14 protein-coding genes are annotated in these 16388 nt (G+C 73.9%); 7 read left to right on the top strand and 7 right to left on the bottom strand.

Features of this window, described 5'->3' with window-relative positions:
* Nucleotides 1-272: 272 nt before the first annotated feature.
* Both MCBMB27_RS05740 and thrC read right to left on the bottom strand, forming a co-directional pair.
* The gene (locus MCBMB27_RS05740) at nucleotides 273-1568 is read right to left on the bottom strand and encodes a M16 family metallopeptidase (RefSeq protein ID WP_043379741.1); all 1296 of its coding nucleotides are present in this window, start codon (nucleotides 1566-1568) and stop codon (nucleotides 273-275) included.
* 160 nt (nucleotides 1569-1728) lie between these two features.
* Nucleotides 1729-3141 carry a threonine synthase gene (gene thrC / locus MCBMB27_RS05735; RefSeq protein ID WP_075380040.1) on the bottom strand — a complete coding sequence of 471 codons (1413 nt, stop codon included), beginning with the start codon at nucleotides 3139-3141 and terminating at the stop codon, nucleotides 1729-1731.
* A gap of 210 nt (nucleotides 3142-3351) precedes the next feature.
* Between thrC and MCBMB27_RS05730 the strand changes: the two genes are divergently transcribed.
* Nucleotides 3352-3687 (top strand): hypothetical protein, encoded by a 336-nt coding sequence (locus MCBMB27_RS05730; protein WP_053608222.1) that lies wholly within the window; start codon nucleotides 3352-3354, stop codon nucleotides 3685-3687.
* 42 nt (nucleotides 3688-3729) lie between these two features.
* Here the strand turns inward: MCBMB27_RS05730 and MCBMB27_RS05725 are convergent, their stop codons facing one another.
* Complete coding sequence (locus MCBMB27_RS05725) at nucleotides 3730-4143, bottom strand: DUF4864 domain-containing protein (RefSeq protein WP_043352578.1); 414 nt, start codon at nucleotides 4141-4143, stop codon at nucleotides 3730-3732.
* A gap of 482 nt (nucleotides 4144-4625) precedes the next feature.
* On the opposite strand from MCBMB27_RS05725, the gene rutA reads away from it, so the two are divergent.
* The 4 genes from rutA (at nucleotide 4626) to rutD (ending at nucleotide 7782) form a co-directional block, all read left to right on the top strand.
* Nucleotides 4626-5720 carry a pyrimidine utilization protein A gene (gene rutA, locus MCBMB27_RS05720; protein WP_043756738.1) on the top strand — a complete coding sequence of 365 codons (1095 nt, stop codon included), beginning with the start codon at nucleotides 4626-4628 and terminating at the stop codon, nucleotides 5718-5720.
* On the top strand, nucleotides 5720-6481 hold the full coding sequence (rutB, locus tag MCBMB27_RS05715; RefSeq protein ID WP_043379752.1) for a pyrimidine utilization protein B: 762 nt from the start codon (nucleotides 5720-5722) through the stop codon (nucleotides 6479-6481). Before rutA ends, rutB begins: the two co-directional genes overlap by 1 nt.
* A gap of 114 nt (nucleotides 6482-6595) precedes the next feature.
* Entirely contained in the window at nucleotides 6596-6982 is a 387-nt protein-coding gene (gene rutC, locus MCBMB27_RS05710; RefSeq protein ID WP_043756735.1) for a pyrimidine utilization protein C, read from the top strand.
* The gene (gene rutD, locus MCBMB27_RS05705) at nucleotides 6982-7782 is read left to right on the top strand and encodes a pyrimidine utilization protein D (RefSeq protein WP_075380039.1); all 801 of its coding nucleotides are present in this window, start codon (nucleotides 6982-6984) and stop codon (nucleotides 7780-7782) included. The genes rutC and rutD overlap by 1 nt, the downstream gene beginning before the upstream one ends.
* A gap of 9 nt (nucleotides 7783-7791) precedes the next feature.
* Here the strand turns inward: rutD and MCBMB27_RS05700 are convergent, their stop codons facing one another.
* The 4 genes from MCBMB27_RS05700 to MCBMB27_RS05685 all read right to left on the bottom strand — a co-directional run bounded on the left by MCBMB27_RS05700 (nucleotide 7792) and on the right by MCBMB27_RS05685 (nucleotide 11361).
* Nucleotides 7792-8715, bottom strand: coding sequence for a hypothetical protein (locus MCBMB27_RS05700; protein ID WP_075380038.1), 924 nt, complete (start codon nucleotides 8713-8715; stop codon nucleotides 7792-7794).
* A gap of 112 nt (nucleotides 8716-8827) precedes the next feature.
* Nucleotides 8828-9784, bottom strand: a complete 957-nt coding sequence (locus MCBMB27_RS05695; RefSeq protein ID WP_043379762.1) for a glycosyltransferase family 2 protein — start codon at nucleotides 9782-9784, stop codon at nucleotides 8828-8830.
* Nucleotides 9781-10698, bottom strand: a complete 918-nt coding sequence (locus tag MCBMB27_RS05690) for a glycosyltransferase family protein (RefSeq protein WP_075380037.1) — start codon at nucleotides 10696-10698, stop codon at nucleotides 9781-9783. Before MCBMB27_RS05690 ends, MCBMB27_RS05695 begins: the two co-directional genes overlap by 4 nt.
* Before the next feature lie 30 nt (nucleotides 10699-10728).
* Entirely contained in the window at nucleotides 10729-11361 is a 633-nt protein-coding gene (locus tag MCBMB27_RS05685; protein WP_075380036.1) for a PadR family transcriptional regulator, read from the bottom strand.
* A 330-nt stretch (nucleotides 11362-11691) separates the two neighbouring features.
* On the opposite strand from MCBMB27_RS05685, the gene MCBMB27_RS05680 reads away from it, so the two are divergent.
* Together MCBMB27_RS05680 and MCBMB27_RS30880 are read left to right on the top strand one after the other, a co-directional pair.
* Complete coding sequence (locus MCBMB27_RS05680) at nucleotides 11692-15645, top strand: glycosyltransferase (protein ID WP_075380035.1); 3954 nt, start codon at nucleotides 11692-11694, stop codon at nucleotides 15643-15645.
* Nucleotides 15642-16361, top strand: coding sequence for a CatB-related O-acetyltransferase (locus MCBMB27_RS30880; RefSeq protein WP_043345613.1), 720 nt, complete (start codon nucleotides 15642-15644; stop codon nucleotides 16359-16361). The genes MCBMB27_RS05680 and MCBMB27_RS30880 overlap by 4 nt, the downstream gene beginning before the upstream one ends.
* Nucleotides 16362-16388 lie beyond the last annotated feature (27 nt).

Here is a 16388-nt window from a genome sequence, read left to right as displayed (position 1 = left end):
GAGGTTCGGCGTCAGCCGCCCGGGCGGCCTTGATCGATAGGGGTGGGCCTCACCTGGGGCAAGGTCGCCCCGGGGCCGGTCCACCGCCCGCGGATCGCGCCCCTTTGCGGCCAAATCAAGTTGGGCGGGGCGGGGGGCGGCTCCGCGGCAGGATTCTGAGCGTCTCGGAACCGGTCCATTCCACACGCCCCCGCAGCCTGCGGTGCCCGCGTCGGCGGGCGCCTCGGGATGCGGGGGAGCCGGATCCCTGTTCGCGGAGATCCGACCGCCTCTCAGGCCGCTCGGAGCGCACCCGCGATCTTGTCGAGGGCGGGCAGCTTGCGGATCGGGCCGATCGCCGCCAGCGTCGGCGTGCCCTGCAGCATCGCGGCCGCCGCGGCCCGGACATCCGCCACCGTGACGGCGTCGACCTTGTCGATCACCTCTCCGGCGGGGATCACCCGGCCCCAGGCCAGGATCTGGCGGGCGTTGCGCTCGATGCGCCCGCCCGGCGTCTCCAGCGCCGAGAGCAGCGAGACCTTGAGCTGCGCCTTGGCGCGGGCGATCTCGACGGCGTCGAGGTCGCGGGCCGCCCGGGCGGTGGCCGCCAGCGTCACGTCGACGAGTTCGGGCAGGTCCGCCCCGGCGGTGCCGGCGCCGATCCCGAACAGGCCGCAATCCGAGAAGGGCCAGTGGAAGGCCTGGATCTCGTAGGCGAGGCCGCGGGTCTCGCGCACCTCCTGCCAGAGCCGCGAGGTCAGGCCGCCGCCCAGCACCTGCGCGAACATGTGCAGCGCGTAGTAGCGGTCGTCCCGGAAGGAGAGGCCCGGCAGGCCGATCACCACGTTGGCCTGCTCGAGCTTGCGCGGCATCCGCCGCTCGCCGCCGCCGTAGACGCCCGGCACGGAGGCGGGGGCGGATTTGGCGGGCCGCCCCCCGAAATGGCGCTCGGCCGCCGCCACGATCGCCTCGTGGGTCACGGCCCCGGCGCCGGCGACGACGATGCGGTCCGGCGTGTATTCCCGGTCGAGATAGGCGCGGATGCCGGCCTCGTCGAAGCTCCGGATCGTCTCGGGCCGCCCGAGGATCGGCCGGCCGACCGGCTGGTCCGGGAAGGCGGCCTCCGTGAACGCGTCGTAGACCACGTCGTCGGGGGTATCCTCGACGGCGGCGTATTCCTGCAGGATCACGCCCTTCTCCCGGGCGAGCTCGCCCGCGTCGAACACCGAATCGGTGAGGATGTCGCCGATCACGTCCAGGGCGAGGCCGGCATCCTCGCCCAGGACCCGGGCGGTGTAGCTCGTCCCCTCCGTGGAGGTGGCGGCGTTGATCTCGCCGCCGACATTCTCGATCTCCTCGGCGATCTTCTGCGCCGAGCGCGTCCGCGTCCCCTTGAACGCCATGTGCTCGATGAGGTGGGACAGGCCGGCCTCGTCGGCGCGCTCGTTGCGCGAGCCGGCCCCGACCCAGACGCCGAGGCTGGCGGTGGCGACCCCGGGCATCGGCTCGGTGACCACCGTGACGCCGTTGTCGAGCCGCGTGGTGCGCAGGGACGGCGAGGCGGCGTGCGTGGAGAAGTGCTGGTTCATCGACGGCTCGTCGCGCGGGGCGCCGGATGCGGCGCGGGTCCCCTCTCCCGTGCGGGAGAGGGACAGGGTGAGGGGTGCGACCTCTCCGGACGGTTCTCGACCCTCACCCCAACCCTCTCCCGCTCGGGAGAGGGGGCTCGTCGCGCGACTCGCGCCAAGCTCACGCACCCCTCGTGATGCGAGCGCGCTCGCGGATGAGCTTCTCCAGGGCGGCCTGGTCGTTCTCCACCCGGGTCAGGCGCTCGGGCCGGTCCATCAGGTCGGCGAGGTGCGGGGGCAGGGCGGGGCGCAGGCCGCCCGTGGCCTTGGCGACCGCATCCGGGAATTTGGCGGGATGCGCGGTGGCGAGCGCCACCACGGGGGTCGCCGGATCCTGCTCCAGGAGCCGCCGCCCGGCCCGCACGCCGATGGCGCTGTGGGGGTCGAGCACCACCCCGGTGGCGGCCTGGGTCAGGGCGATTTCTTCCATCACGTCAGGCTCCGGCACCGCGACGGCGTCGAAGTCCGAGCGGACCGTGGCGAGAACCTCGGGGCTCAGCGAGAACCCGCCGGACTGCTTCAGCCCCGCCATCAGCCGCGACAGGGAGGAGGAATCGCGCCCCAGCGCCTCGAACAGCAGCCGCTCGAAGTTCGACGAGATCTGGATGTCCATGGAGGGCGAGGTGGTGGGAACGACCCCGCGCAGCTCGTAGGCGCCGTGCTCCAGGGTGCGCACCAGGATGTCGTTGGCGTTGGTGCCGATCATCAGCCGCCCGACCGGCAGGCCCATCTGCTTGGCGACCCAGCCGGCGAGCACGTCGCCGAAATTGCCGGTCGGCACCGCGAAGGAGACCGGGCGGTGCGGCGAGCCCAGCGCCACCGCGCTGGTGAAGTAGTAGACCGCCTGCGCGGCGACCCGGGCCCAGTTGATCGAGTTGACGCCAGACAGCCGCACCGCATCGGCGAAATCGGCGTGCTGGAACAGGGCTTTGACGAGGTTCTGGCAATCGTCGAACGTGCCGTCGACGGCCAGCGCGTGGACGTTCTGCGCCGGCACCGAGGTCATCTGCCGCCGCTGGACCTCCGAGACCCGCCCGTGCGGGTAGAGGATGAACACGTCGACCCGGTCGAGGCCGCCGAAGGCCTCCACGGCGGCCGAGCCGGTATCGCCCGAGGTCGCGCCCACGATGGTGGCACGGGCGCCGCGCTGGGTCAGCACGTGGTCCATGAGCCGCCCGAGCAGCTGCATCGCCACGTCCTTGAAGGCGAGCGTCGGCCCGTGGAAGAGCTCCAGCAGGAACAGGTTGTCGTCGAGCTGGGTCAGCGGGCAGACCGCCGGGTGGCGGAACGTCGCGTAGGCCGCGTCGATCATCCGGTCGAGGTCCGGACCGGCGACGTCGCCGTCGATCAGCGGGCGCAGCACGCACTTGGCGGCCTCCGCGTAGGGGCGGCCCGCCAGGGCGGCGATCTCCGGACGGCCGATCTGCGGCCAGGTCTGCGGCACGTAGAGCCCGCCGTCGCGGGCCAAGCCCGCCAGGAGCGCGTCCGAGAAGGAGAGCGGCGCGGCCGCGCCGCGAGTCGAGACGTGGAGCACAGGGTCCTCCGAGGGAAGGCGCTCCCTCTACACGATGCGGGCGGGCCTGTCGAAAGCTCCGGACGACGCGGCCGGTCCGCCCGGGGGGCCCGGCCTTTAACCGGGGCTGAACGGGCCGGTTCAGGGCCGGTTTCCCGGGCACGCCATAGAGCCGGCGCACCCCGCGGCGCCCCAGCCGGCGGGGCGGATCGAGCCTCGGAGAGAGCCGACATGACCCGACTCATCGCCCTCGCGGGTGCCGCGGCGCTGCTGTGCGGCACCGCCGCCTTCGCGCAGGCCCCACCGCCGCCGCCCGGCGGCCCGCGGCCCGGCCCCGAGGCCGGCGCGCCACCCCCGCCGCCGCCCGGCGACCCGAGGCGCGGCCCCGGTCCCGACGGGCCCCCGCCGCCACCTCCGCCGCCGCCACCGCCGTCGCGGGCCGCCCATATCGTGCTGGAGCGCGGCGACGCGCGCCTCGACGTGAAATGCGCCGACGACGATTCGACGAAGGCCTGCGCCGACGTCGCCCTGCAGATGCTCGACAGGCTCGCGGCGTTCCGGCCCTGAGGCCGACAGGCCCGTGCCCGCCGCGACGGTGGCGGGCACCCCTCAGGCGCGCGCGCCGGGTGCCTTGACCAGGCGGCAGCCGGTGATGCGCCACTGCCCGTCCGCGTCCCGGGCGAGGCTGTACTCGGCCGTCCAGTCGATGCCGTACTCGTCCTGGATCGCCACCGACTGGACCACGCCCGCCTCGTCCGTGTCCCGCGCCTCGCCGAACACGAAGCTGCGGTGGCGGTAGACCGGACGATACTGGTTCCGGACCATGCCGATGAACAGGTCGGCATTCGGGAACAGGTCCCGGATCCCCGGCGCGGCCTGCTCGTAGGCGGTCTGCGCGTCGTCGCGGCCCAGCGCCTGCTCCTGCTTGGCGATCACCGCCCGGGCCGCCGCGCGCGCCGCCTCGTCGGCCACCGCCGGTCCCGCGAGGCCGAGGACGAGGAGCAGGACGGGCCACACGCGCATCGATGTCACTCCGGCAGGGTCGGATCGAGATTTATCATTGTCGTGTGAAGATGGTCTCCGCTCCGTCGACGGCAATCGATGCCCGACATCGCCGGTAATCTTGCCGCACGAAAGCTTGTCTCGGCGGGTCGGCGCGGCCGGACGGGACGCGCGCACGGGTTGAGCAGACATCGCGCCTCAGTTGTGCAAGCCGCTGGAAAGATAGGCATTTTCGCGCCGCACGGGCGCCGCGGGTTTGACCCTCCGCCGCGGTTTTGCGAGCCTCCGCGCGTCGACTCGGTTCCGGCGGAACCGACCGGACGGAGCGTGGGACGATGATGCAGAGCCATGCGGACGATCGCGCCGGCCCCCGAACCGGGCCGCCCTTGGACGCGATCCCGGACGCGATCCCGGACGCGGCCGCTCCGGACCGTGGAGCCGGGCCGGTGCCCGGAGCCGGGCTGGCGCCCGGAGCGGGGCCGGCGCCCGGAGCCGGGCCGGCCATGAGCGTCGGGGTGTTCATTCCAATCGGCAACAACGGCTGGCTGCTCTCGGAGAACGCCCCGCAGTACCGCCCGAGCTTCGCGCTCAACAAGGCGGTCACCCTGAAGGCGGAGGGCTACGGCCTCGACTTCGCCCTGTCGATGATCAAGCTGCGCGGCTTCGGCGGCAGGACCGAGTTCTGGGACCACAACCTCGAATCCTTCACCCTGATGGCGGGGCTCGCCGCCGTCACCACCCGGATCCGGCTGTTCGCCACCGCGGCGACTCTGTGCCTGCCGCCCGCCATCGTCGCCCGCATGGCCGCGACCATCGACTCGATCTCGGACGGGCGCTTCGGCCTGAACCTCATCACCGGCTGGCAGAAGCCGGAATACGACCAGATGGGCCTCTGGCCCGGGGATGAGTATTTTGCCAAGCGTTACGACTATTTAGCGGAGTATGCTCAGATTCTGCGCGATCTGTGGGAGACGGGTGTCAGCGACCGCAAGGGCACGTTCTTCCAGATGAACGATTGCCGGCTGAGCCCCCGTCCGCAGGCCCCCATGAAGATCATCTGCGCCGGCCAGAGCGGCGCCGGCCTGGCCTTCACGGCCCAGTACGCGGACTACAATTTCTGCTTGGGGAAGGGGCTCAACACGCCGACCGCCTTCGCCCCCGTGGTGGAGAAGCTGGCGGAAGCCAGCGCGCGGACCGGGCGGCGGGTGACGGCCTTCGCCCTGTTCATGATCATCGCCGACGAGACCGACGAGGCGGCGATGGCCACCTGGGCGCACTACAAGGCGGGTGCGGATTCCGAGGCGATCGCGTGGCTCGGCCTCCAGGGCGCGGCCGACACCAAGTCCGGCGGCGACACCAACGTGCGCCAGCTCGCCGACCCGGCCTCGGCGGTGAACCTCAACATGGGCACCCTGGTGGGCAGCTACGCCGGCGTGGCCGCGATGCTCGACGCCGTCATGACCATCGACGGGGTGGAGGGCGTGCTGCTGGTCTTCGACGACTTCCTCAAGGGCCTCGACGCGTTCGGGACGCGGATCCAGCCGCTGATGCGGTCGCGCCGGCACGTGACGGCGGCGCCGCTGCCCGAGGTGGCCTGATGGACGCCCCCGCCGGATATCGCGACCCGAACGGCCGCCACGGCGGCGTCATCCTGCCGGCCCGCCCGGAGCCGATCGCCTTCGATCCAGCGACCACGGTCCTGATCGTCGTGGACGTCCAGAACGCCTATGCCAGCCCGGGCGGCTACCTCGACCGGGCCGGCTTCGACGTGTCGGGCACGGGCCCGGTGATCGCCCGGATCGCCCGGGCGGTGGCGGCGGCCCGGGCCGCCGGCATCCCGGTCCTGTGGTTCCAGAACGGCTGGGACCCGGCCTATGTCGAGGCCGGAGGCCCGGGCTCGCCGAACTGGCACAAATCCAACGCCCTCAAGACGATGCGCCGGAATCCTGAAGCGAACACGCAGCTTCTCGCCAAGGGATCCTGGGACTACGCGCTGGTGGACGCCCTGAGGCCGGAGCCCGGCGACATCGTGATGGGCAAGCCGCGCTACAGCGGTTTCTACAACACGCCCCTCGACAGCACCCTGCGGGCCCGGGGCGTGACCACGCTGGTCTTCACCGGCATCGCCACCAACGTCTGCGTCGAGTCGACCCTGCGGGACGGGTTCCACCGGGAGTATTTCGGGATCGTGCTGGCCGACGCCACGCACCAGGCCGGGCCGGAGAGCCTGCACCACGCGGCGCTCGCCAATATCGAGACCTTCTTCGGCTGGGTCTCGGACGTCCCCGCCTTCGAGAGGGCCCTCGGGGCGCCTTCACCCGCTGCGGTTGACGCTGCCGGCGTCGACCTGGCCGGATAAGTGCATCGCGCATCCGGCCGGTGACCGGCAGGGTGCCCGAACGCCGCCGCGCTGCGGCCTCCCGCGCAGCCTGCAAGGGCCGGCCGACAGGTCGCGTGCGGGAGGCGCAGGGGAATGCCCAAGCAGGTCGTGATACCGCCGGGAACCGGCAAGCCGCTGGCCCCCTACGTGCCGGGCACGCTGGCCGACGGGGTCCTGTACGTCTCGGGCACGCTGCCGCTGGATGCGGATGCCCAGGTGGTCCATGTCGGCGATGCGGCGGCCCAGACCCGCCACGTGCTGGAGACCATCAAGGGTGTGGTGGAGGCCGCGGGCGGCACGATGGCCGACGTCACCTTCAACCACGTCTTCCTGGCGGACTGGGCCGACTATGCGGCGATCAACGCCGTCTACGCGGAGTATTTTCCGGGCGAGAAACCGGCGCGCTACTGCATTCAGTGCGGCCTCGTGAAGCCCGAGGCCCGCGTGGAGATCGCCTCCGTCGCCCATATCGGCCGCTGATGGCCAGGCACGCGGCGGGGGCGGCCTCCCTCCATCACGCGGTGGCGGGCCCGGCGGACGGGCGGCCGGTGCTGCTCTCGCCGGGGCTCGGCGGCGGGGCCGGCTATTTCGCGCCGCAGATGGCGGCCCTGACCGCGCGGTTCCGGGTCGTCACCTACGACCATCGCGGCACCGGGCGCTCGCCCGGCCCCCTCGGGCCGGACCACGACATCCCCGCCATGGCGCGGGACGCGTGCGCGGTGCTGGACGAAGCCGGGATCGACCGGGCGGACGTGGTCGGCCACGCCCTGGGCGGCCTGATCGCCCTCCAGATGGCGCTGGACGCGCCCGACCGGGTCGGGCGGATCGTGGTGATCAACGGCTGGGACGCCCTGGACCCGGCCACGCGCCGCTGCTTCGCGGCCCGCCGGGCGATCCTGGCGGGGGGCGGCCCGGAGGCCTTCGTGCGGGCCCAGGCGATCTTCCTGTACCCGGCGCCCTGGCTCTCCGCGCAGGCCGAGCGCGTCGCCCGCGACGAGGCGCAGGCGCTGGCGCATTTCCCAGGCGCCGAGACCGTGCTGGCGCGCATCGCCGCCCTGGAGCGCTTCACGGTGGCGGAGCGTCTCGGATCGATCGGCCACGAGACCCTGGTGATGGCGGCCCGGGACGACGTGCTGGTGCCCTACACGCGGTCCGAGCGGCTGGCGGCGGCGCTGCCCAAGGCCCGGCTCGCCCTCGCCCCCGACGGCGGCCACGCCCACAGCGTCACCCGGCCCGAGGCGTTCAACCGGGCACTCTTGGACTTCCTCGACCGGGACTGAGCGTTTCTCCTACAGCCGCAGCGCGATCATCGGCAGCGCCACCGCGTCGAGAGCGGCGGCCAGCACCACGAGCAGGGCCGGCCAGCGCAGGGCCGCCGCGGTGCCGATCCGCCCCCGGGCGAAGGCCAGAATCGGCATCGGCGCCAGCGGCAGGAGGTCTCGGATCTGCAGCCCGCCGGGGCCGCCCGCCGGAGCGAGGGCCTGCGCCCCGACCATCAGCCAGAGGCCGAGCAGCGCCCCCCCCGAGAGCCACAGCCGCTCCGCCCGCGGGGGCAGGGGGCCGCGCCGCAGCGCGACCAGCGGCACCAGCAGCGCGACGGCCCAGAGCCCGAAGAGGAAACCGGGCAGCGGGACGGGCAGGGCCACGGGCCCGTGCCCGGCTCCGGCGGGGTGCGGCGTCCCGAGGCTCGCAGCCGAGAGGGCCGGCAGAAGGGCGGGCAAGAGGGCGATTGCGGCGAGGGGCAGCCGCTCCCGGCAGGTGCGGGCAAGCCGTCCCGGCGGCGGGAACGGCACCAGCAGCATCCCGGCGAGGGGGGCGCAGGCCGGCCGCGCCAGCACCACCAGGGCGATCGCCAGCGTCGCTCCGGCGAGGCGCGCAGGCCTGTACCGGCCCGTCATCGGCCGGGGGCTGAGCAGCGCGGCGGCGAGGGCCGCCAGCGCGAGGACGAGCCCGTCCGGACCGGAGGCGGCCGCGAGGGAGGCCGGCCAGCACAGCAGCGCGAACAGCGCGGCCCGTCCCCGGGTCGCCACGGCCAGGGCGGCGAGACCCAGGCTCAGGAACGCGGCGATGCGGGGGAGCCGGACGAAGGCATCGAGGGCGGACGGGGTCTCGCCGGGTAGATCGATCCAGGCCAGCGCGAGGCAGACCGGCAGGCCGAGGCCCAGGAAGGCGCAGGCCCAGAACCGGCCGTCCCCGGCGAAGGTCAGGTTCACGGCCGCATCCGGTGCGGCGCCGCGGCCCCGGCCCGGCCGATGAGGCGGCCGGCGGATGTGAGCGGGGATGCGCGGAGGGCGCTTCGGGTCGCGTGCGGCATCGCCATCCCGCTCAGCCGGCGGCCCGCGCGCGCGCGGACCCCAGGAGGTCCGGCACGAGCCCCGGCAGCGCCGCGGCCAGGAGGCCCGCCGCCCGCAGGACCTCCGCGGCCTCCCCGGGGGAGCGGCGGGCGAGGGCCAGGGCGAGCCGCAGGGGCACCTGCGCGCCGAAGCTCGCCGCCGTCAGGGCGAGGGCCGCGGCGACGCCGTGGTGCTTGCCGGCATAGAGGATCTGGCTGCGCAGGAAGTAGAACAGCCGCCGCGCCCGCACCTGCCGGGTCGTGCCCTGGCCGAGATGGCGGGCGACCGCCCCGGCCACGTGCCGCACGGAAAAGCCCGCCGCCCGGGTTCGGGCGCAGAGGTCGGCATCCTCCCAGTAGACGAAGAAGCGCGGGTCGAAGCCGCCGAGCATCCGGAACAGGTCGCGGCGGATCATCAGGAAGGCGCCCATCACCTGGTCGACGGCGCGGTCCGCGGCATGGTCCCATTCGAGGAGGAAGTGCGGCCGCAGGAGGCCGAGGCGGTCCAGCGCCAGGGCGCGGCCGAGGAGGCCCAGCGCCGAGGGGGTCCGGGCGCAGGAGCGCGCGGTCCGCCCGTCGGGTTCGACGAGGCGCGCGCCGACGATCCCGGTCCGCGGGTCGGCCATCAGCGCGGCCAGAGCCACGCTGAGCGCGTCGGGCGCGACCTGCGTGTCCGGGTTGAGGAACAGGATCGCGGGGGCGTCGCCGGCGGCGGCGCCCTGGTCGCAGGCCCGGCCGAAGCCGAGATTCGTGGCGTTCCGGATCAGCCGGAGCGGGCGGGGCAGGGCGGGCAGGGTCTCGATGGAGCCGTCCGTCGAGGCGTTGTCCACCACGGTGACCTGCACGGCCGCGGCGTCCTGCGCGGCCGCGAGGCTCGCGAGGCAGGCGCGCAGCAGCCCGCCGCCGTTCCAGTTGACGATCACCACGTCGAGGGCAGGGCGGTCGGTCACGGCAGATCTCTCGGCTCATCTCTGGGCAGATCCCGGGGCGGCCCGAGGCGCCCGAGGGCGCCGTCGCGGGCGGCCGCGAGGAGCCTGAGCAGCACGGCGGGCCGCCAGCCCGAATCCGCCCAGTACAGCCCGGCCTGGAGCGGCAGGTAGGCGGCCTGGGCGAGCTTCCAGCGCAGCGGCACGTGCGGCAGCCGCCACGCGTAGATCGCGTTGCGCAGATAGGTCCCCATGCGGAACAGGGGCTGGCGCGGCATCGCGATCCCGAAGGCCCGGATCGTCCCGCCGCCGACGCGGTGCGGGATCGCGACGGCGCGGGTCTGGTAGCAGCCGTAGCCGAGGCTCCAGGCGCGAAAGCACCATTCGAGCTCGACCCCGTCGATGAAGAAGTCGCCGCGGAAGGGCCCGACCCGGGCGAAGGCGGCGAGGTCGACGAGCGAGCCCGAGGTCGCCAGGAACTGCACCGGGGCGAGGTCGCCATGCCCCGGCGCGCCGGGACGGGGCGGGTAGGCGGGCGCCTTGTGGCCCGGCGCCGGTGCCGGGGCCGGGCCCACCACCGCCGCCGGGATCCCGGCCGCCCGCAGCCGGTCCTGGGCCGTCAGCAGCGCGGCGGCGAGATCTTCGGGCGGTTCGGCATCCTGGTCGAGGAGGAGGAGGGCCCCGGCGCCCGCGGCCTGGGCGGCCGCGGCGATCCGGTTGAGCGCCTCGGCGATGCCGAGATTCGTCCCCTCCGACAGCAGCGTGACGCCGGCCCGGGCGAGGCGCTCCGCCGCCCCGGCCGGGAGGCCGCCATTGTCGAAGGCGATCACCGCCGCGAAGCCGGCCGAGGCCAGGGCGCACAGGCGCTCCACCTGTTCCGGACCCGGCCGGAACAGGGTGACCCCGAGTACGAGGCGGCTGAGCCGCGGGTCAGGCACCGGTCGCGTCCCGGCGGCGATCGCGATCCCTCACGCCTGTTCCACCGCGGCGGTCGCCGCCTCCAGCGCGGCCGTGACGGCGGCGGCCTGCTCGGCGCTGAGCGGACCGCGGGCGAGCCGCATCTGCAGGGCGAGCTTCAGACCCTCCTGAGCGCGCACCACCGAGGGCGGCGGACCGTCGCCCCGGGCGGCCTCGGCCTCCGCCATCCGGGCGAGGATCGCGTCGAGGACCGGGCGGTTGCCGTCCAGGACGGACTGCCCTTCCGGCGTGATCGTGTGCAACCGCTTGGTGCCCTCCCCGGGGGTGACCGTGACGTGCCCGAGTTCCTCCAGGAGGGTGAGCGTCGGGTAGACCGTCCCGGGGCTCGGGCTGTAGGCGCCCCCGACCCGCTCCTCGATCGCCTTGATGATCTCGTAGCCGTGGCGCGGCTTCTCGGCGATCAGGTGCAGGATGACGAGGCGCAGGTCGCCGTGGGCGAAGAAGCGCGCGAGGTCGCCCCGACCGCCCCGGCCGAACATCCGGCGCTCCCCGGGTCCGCGACCGTGGTGGCCGTGCGGACCGTGCCGCCCGCGGGGATCGCCCCCCATCGGACCGCGATGGGCGCGGACGCGGAAGGCATCGAAGGGATCGGCGTGCAGGACATCCGGGCGGTGTGGGTGCATGATTTTCGACTCGATTTCGATATGTCTGAATATAAGATATATCGAAAACCGGATGCCCGCAAGGCGCCTGCCTCCGACCCGCGACGCAGCCATCCTGGGCGGACGGTGCCGGCGACCCACGGTTTACGGATTCCGCCGGTTCCGTTAGTGCGACAGGTGTCCGACAGGATGACCGCTCCCGCGCCGCCTTGCGCCCCCGACGCTGCCCGCCAGCTGCCGCCCATGACCCGATCAGAGCCCCGCGCCTCGACCGCGCCCGCCCGGCGGGCGGCCGATGGATGCCGCGCCTCGTGACGGCCCGCGGCGAACGCCCCTCCGCAGAGTCCTGAGATGCGCCGCGGCTCCGACGGGACCGGCCGGACCTCGGCCCTGACGCGGATGCGGCGCCGCCTCGGCCGGCTGCGCGATCCGCTGGCCAAGCCGGCGGCGCTGCACCGCCGCTGGGCCGGTGCGGCGACCGGTGCGGATCTCGAGGCGCGCCTGATCGGCGCCCTCGCCCCGCATGTCGACGCGGCCTTCTACGCGAGCTGGTACGGGATCACGGCCGATCCGGTGCGCGACTACCTCGTCCGCGGCTGGCGCGAGGGCCGCGACCCGCGCCCCGACTTCGACTCCGCCGCCTACCTCGCCGACCGCCCCTACCTCGCCCGGGCCGGCATCAACCCGTTCCTGCACGCCCTCACGCACCGGCGCGCCCGGGCCGGCGGCGAGGGCGGCGGCGAGGGTGGCGGCGCGGGCGGGGCGGCCGGCGCGCCCCTGCCCAAGCCCGACACGGCCCGGGCCGAGCGCCTCGCCCGCCGCCTCGTGGACGGGGCCTTCTACCTGGCCAACAACCCCGACCTCGCCGCCGCCGGCGTCGATCCGGTCGACCACTACATGGCCTCCGGCTGGCGCGAGGGCCGCGAGCCGGCACCGCAGTTCGACACCCTGGCCTACTGCCTCACCCGCGGCCTCACCTTCGCCACCCAGAACCCGCTGGTGCACTACGTCCGCAACGGCGGACCCGCCCGGCCCGACCCGGACGCGGCGCTGGCCCTGCGGATGGAGACCCTCGCCCCCTACTTCGACGCCGCCCATTACCGGCAGCGCCTGCCCGGCCCCCAGGCCGAGGCGCTGGCCGGGGCCTCGGACGCCGCGCTGCTGCGCCACTACGTGGCGGAGGGCTGGCGGGCGCGGGTCAGTCCGCGGCCGGACTTCGACCCGGCCGGCTTCGTGCAGGCCCGCGCGGGCAGCCGGGCGGTCGGCGACGACCCGTTCTTCCGCTACGTCGCCGAGACCCGGCTGTCCGGGGGCGCGCCGTTCGCCGAGCCGCACCGGCTGAACCTGCCGGCGGTGGATGCGGACTGGTACCGGGCGACCTACCCGGACGTGGGCGGGCGGGAGCCGTACCTGCACTTCGCCGAGGCGGGCTGGCGGGAGCTGCGCGACCCGGGGCCCGGGCGCTCGACGCTGGCCGCGCTGCTGGGCGTCTGCGGCCTGCGCCCGGCGCGGGCGCCGATCGCCGATACGGGCTGGCTGGGGGCGATCGGGCAGGCGGCCTGCGACCGGGACGGGCTCCTGGACCTGCAGGCGCGGCTGGTGGCGGGGCATTTCGACCACGGCTTCTACCGGGCGCGCTACGGGCTGTCCGAGGCGGACGACGCCGTACGCGACTATTGCGACACCGGCTGGCGGAACGGCCGCAACCCCAGGGCGGATTTCGACGGACAGGCCTATTGCGACGCGCATCCCGGGGTGCGCGAGACCGGGCTGGCGCCCCTCGTTCACGTCCTCGCCACGGCCCTCCTGCACGGCGCCGACATCTCGGCCGGTGCCTTCCACCCCCGCTACGGCACGCCGGATTCGCGGGCGGCGGCGCTGGCCGACGAGGCCCGCCTGATCGCGCCGTTCTTCGACGCCGCCTTCTACGCCAAGCGCAACCCCGACGCCGCCGACGCCCCCGGCGGACCGCTCGCTCATTTCGTCGCCTACGGCCAGCACGAGGGGCGCGATCCGAGCGCGACCTTCTCCATCGCGTTCTACAGGGAGACCTACGGCCATCTCCTGGGTGCGGGGGAGTCGCCGTTCCTGCACTACGTGCGCACGGGCCGGGCCGCCGGGCTGATGGCCGCCCCCGAGGATCTCGGCACCTACCCGCCCATGGAGGCCCCCGCGCCCGACGCATGGGACCGCCTGCCCCGGGCCCTGCCCATCGACCAGGCCCGGGTCGTCGTGATCGTCCCGGTCTACAAGGGCCGCGGCGAGACCCTGCGCGCCCTCCACGCCTGCCTGTCCCAGCCCCAGGCCACGCCCTTCACCCTGCTCGCCGTCAACGACCGCTCCCCCGACCCGGAACTCACCGCAGACCTCGCCCGGCTCGCCGGCCGCGGCCTGTTCCACCTCGTCGAGAACGAACGCAACCTCGGCTTCGTCCGCTCGGTCAACCGCGCCCTCGGCCTGCGCCAGGGCCGCGCCGTCGTCCTGCTCAATTCCGACGCGCAGGTCTTCGGCGACTGGCTCGACCGGCTCGTCGCCCACGCAGAACCCAAGGTCGAACCCGAGGCCGAAGCCGGGGCCGAACCCGGGGCGGGGCTGCGCGTGGGCAGCGTCACGCCGCTGTCCAACAACGCCACGATCTGCTCCTATCCGCGCTTCAACGCCAACAACACCATGCCGCTGGAGATCGACCGCGCCGATCTCGACCGCATGGCCGCGCAGGTCAACCGCGGCCACGCCGTGCCCGTGCCCACCGGCGTCGGCTTCTGCATGTACATGACCGCCGCCGCGCTCGACGCCGTCGGCACCCTCGACGCCGAGGCCTTCGGCAAGGGCTACGGCGAGGAGAACGATTGGTGCCTGCGCGCCATCAAGGCGGGCTTCGTCAACCTGCTCGCCGAGGACGTGTTCGTCTACCATGCCGGCCAGATCTCGTTCGGGCTCGACGAGGGCGGCGAGTACGTCCAGGGCCAGGCGGCCCTGCTGGCCAAGCACCCCGACTACCCGGCCCGGGTCGGCCAGTTCGTCCAGGCCGATCCCGGCCGGCGCGGGCGGGCGCGGCTCGACCGGGCGCGGCTGGCCCGGCACTTCGCCGGCCGGGCGCTCCTGTACGTGACCCATTCCTGGGGCGGGGGCATCCAGCGGCACATCGACGACATGGTCGCCCAGGCCCGGGCCGAGGGCCTGAGCGTCGTGCTCCTGCAGATCGACCGGACCCGCAACCTCGAGGTCCACGTCGCCTACCGCAGCCCCGAATTCCTGTACCTGCCCAACCTCGACAGCCTGTACCTGCCGCGGGACGCGGACGAACTCGCCGGCTTCATCGCAGAGCTGGCGCCGGTCCTGATCCACGTGCACTCGCTGGCGGGGCTGCGCTGGGCGGCGGCGCGGGCGCTGATGGATCGGGTGGCGGGGTCGGGCCGGCCCTACGCCTGGACGCTGCACGACTACTCGCCGGTCTGCCACCGCAACCACCTCGTCCAGCCGGACGGGCGCTATTGCGGGCTGGCGCCGGTCAGCGCGTGCCGGGCCTGTCTGGCTTCGGACGCGGACGGGTTCGAGGAGCCGGATCCGGGGGAGCGGCGGGCGGCGTTCGGGGCGTTCCTGGCGGGGGCTTCGCGGGTGTTCGCGCCGTCCGCCGACACGGCGGGCCGGATCCGGGACGTGTACCCGGATCTCGCGGTCACGGTCCGGCCGCATGTCGAGCCGGAGCGCAGCGTGCGCTCCACCGCCCTAAAGCGGCCCGGACGCGTCCGCCGCGTCGCTGTGCTCGGCGCGATCAGCGCCACGAAGGGCGGGCTGTTCCTGCAGGCGCTGGCCACCGACGCGCAGGATCGGAAGCTGCCTTTGCGCTTCTCGATCGTGGGCTTCTCCGACCCGGCCCTGGCCGTCGGCCTGGAGCAGGTCGGGGTCGCCCAGACCGGGCGCTACGCCGGCGACCACGAGGCCCTGGACCTGGTCTGGCGGGTCTCGGCCGACCTGGTCCTGTTGCCGGCGATCTGGCCGGAGACCTACTCGTACGCGCTGACGCTGGCGCTGCGCACCGGCCTGCCGGTGGCGGCCTTCGACCTCGGCGCACCGGCCGAGCGGCTGCGCGCCTATCCGAACGGCCACCTGATGCCCTGCGCCCTCGTCACCGACCCGGCCGCCTTCAACGACCGGCTGCTCGCCCTCGACGTCTCGGATGCGGGGCGATTCTCCGGACCGATCCGGGCCGCCGTCTACGGCGACCTGCTGCACGATTATTATGGCCTGGACCCGGCACCGGCCGGGTCGGAACGCCGCCGCATCGACGAGGACGCCGCATGATCTCCGTCAACGAGGACATGAAGCAGGAGATGCTGCGGCGCGGCATCTCGGTGCTGCATCCGGCTCCGTTCGGACTGCCGGAGGACTGCACCTTCGAGCCACCGTGCAGCATCAAGTGGATGGGCATCGATTACTGCCTCACCATGGGAGCCTTCTCGTACGCGGTGAGCGGCTACTATTTCGGCGCGGACATCGCCCGCTACTGCTCGATCGGCGAGAGCGTCCAGGTCGGGCGCGGCAGCCACCCGGTCCATTGCGGCTCGACCTCGCCGCTGTTCTACACGCACCACTCGGCGGTGTTCGACCGCCTGGACCCGCGGGCGGAGGATTACGAGATCTGCGGCCCCTATCTGTGGCCCAAGCGCGTGCGCATCGGCAACGACGTCTATATCGGCCACGGCGCCTTCCTGATGCCCGACATCACGATCGGCGACGGGGCGATCATCGGCGCCATGGCGGTGGTGACCAAGGACGTGCCGCCCTACGCGATCGTGGCCGGCAGCCCGGCCCGGATCGTGAAGATGCGCTTCCCCGACGCGCTGATCGAGCGCTACCTGAAGGTGCAGTGGTGGCGCTACGCCTTCTGGGACCTGCGCCAGTGCTCGATCACCGACCCGGAGAAATTCCTCGACGCCGTGGAGGAGCGGATCGCCGGCGGGATGCAGGAATACCGGCCGGACCTGATCCCGATCCAGTCGCTGCTGCCGGGCGCCTGAGGTCCGGGGCGCCGCGACGGCCCGTTC

Source organism: Methylobacterium phyllosphaerae (genome assembly GCF_001936175.1).
Taxonomy (GTDB): domain Bacteria; phylum Pseudomonadota; class Alphaproteobacteria; order Rhizobiales; family Beijerinckiaceae; genus Methylobacterium; species Methylobacterium fujisawaense.
Note: the sequence above shows the minus strand (reverse complement) of the source record. Positions and strands in the feature narration are given on the sequence as shown.

Bases quoted from the DNA above. Each gene is read 5' to 3' on its own strand.
- MCBMB27_RS05740 (WP_043379741.1), bottom strand. From the start codon at position 1,568: ATGAACCAGCACTTCTCCACGCACGCCGCCTCGCCGTCCCTGCGCACC.
- MCBMB27_RS05730 (WP_053608222.1), top strand. From the start codon at position 3,352: ATGACCCGACTCATCGCCCTCGCGGGTGCCGCGGCGCTGCTGTGCGGC.
- MCBMB27_RS05725 (WP_043352578.1), bottom strand. From the start codon at position 4,143: ATGCGCGTGTGGCCCGTCCTGCTCCTCGTCCTCGGCCTCGCGGGACCG.
- rutA (WP_043756738.1), top strand. From the start codon at position 4,626: ATGAGCGTCGGGGTGTTCATTCCAATCGGCAACAACGGCTGGCTGCTC.
- rutB (WP_043379752.1), top strand. From the start codon at position 5,720: ATGGACGCCCCCGCCGGATATCGCGACCCGAACGGCCGCCACGGCGGC.
- rutC (WP_043756735.1), top strand. From the start codon at position 6,596: ATGCCCAAGCAGGTCGTGATACCGCCGGGAACCGGCAAGCCGCTGGCC.
- rutD (WP_075380039.1), top strand. From the start codon at position 6,982: ATGGCCAGGCACGCGGCGGGGGCGGCCTCCCTCCATCACGCGGTGGCG.
- MCBMB27_RS05685 (WP_075380036.1), bottom strand. From the start codon at position 11,361: ATGCACCCACACCGCCCGGATGTCCTGCACGCCGATCCCTTCGATGCC.
- MCBMB27_RS05680 (WP_075380035.1), top strand. From the start codon at position 11,692: ATGCGCCGCGGCTCCGACGGGACCGGCCGGACCTCGGCCCTGACGCGG.
- MCBMB27_RS30880 (WP_043345613.1), top strand. From the start codon at position 15,642: ATGATCTCCGTCAACGAGGACATGAAGCAGGAGATGCTGCGGCGCGGC.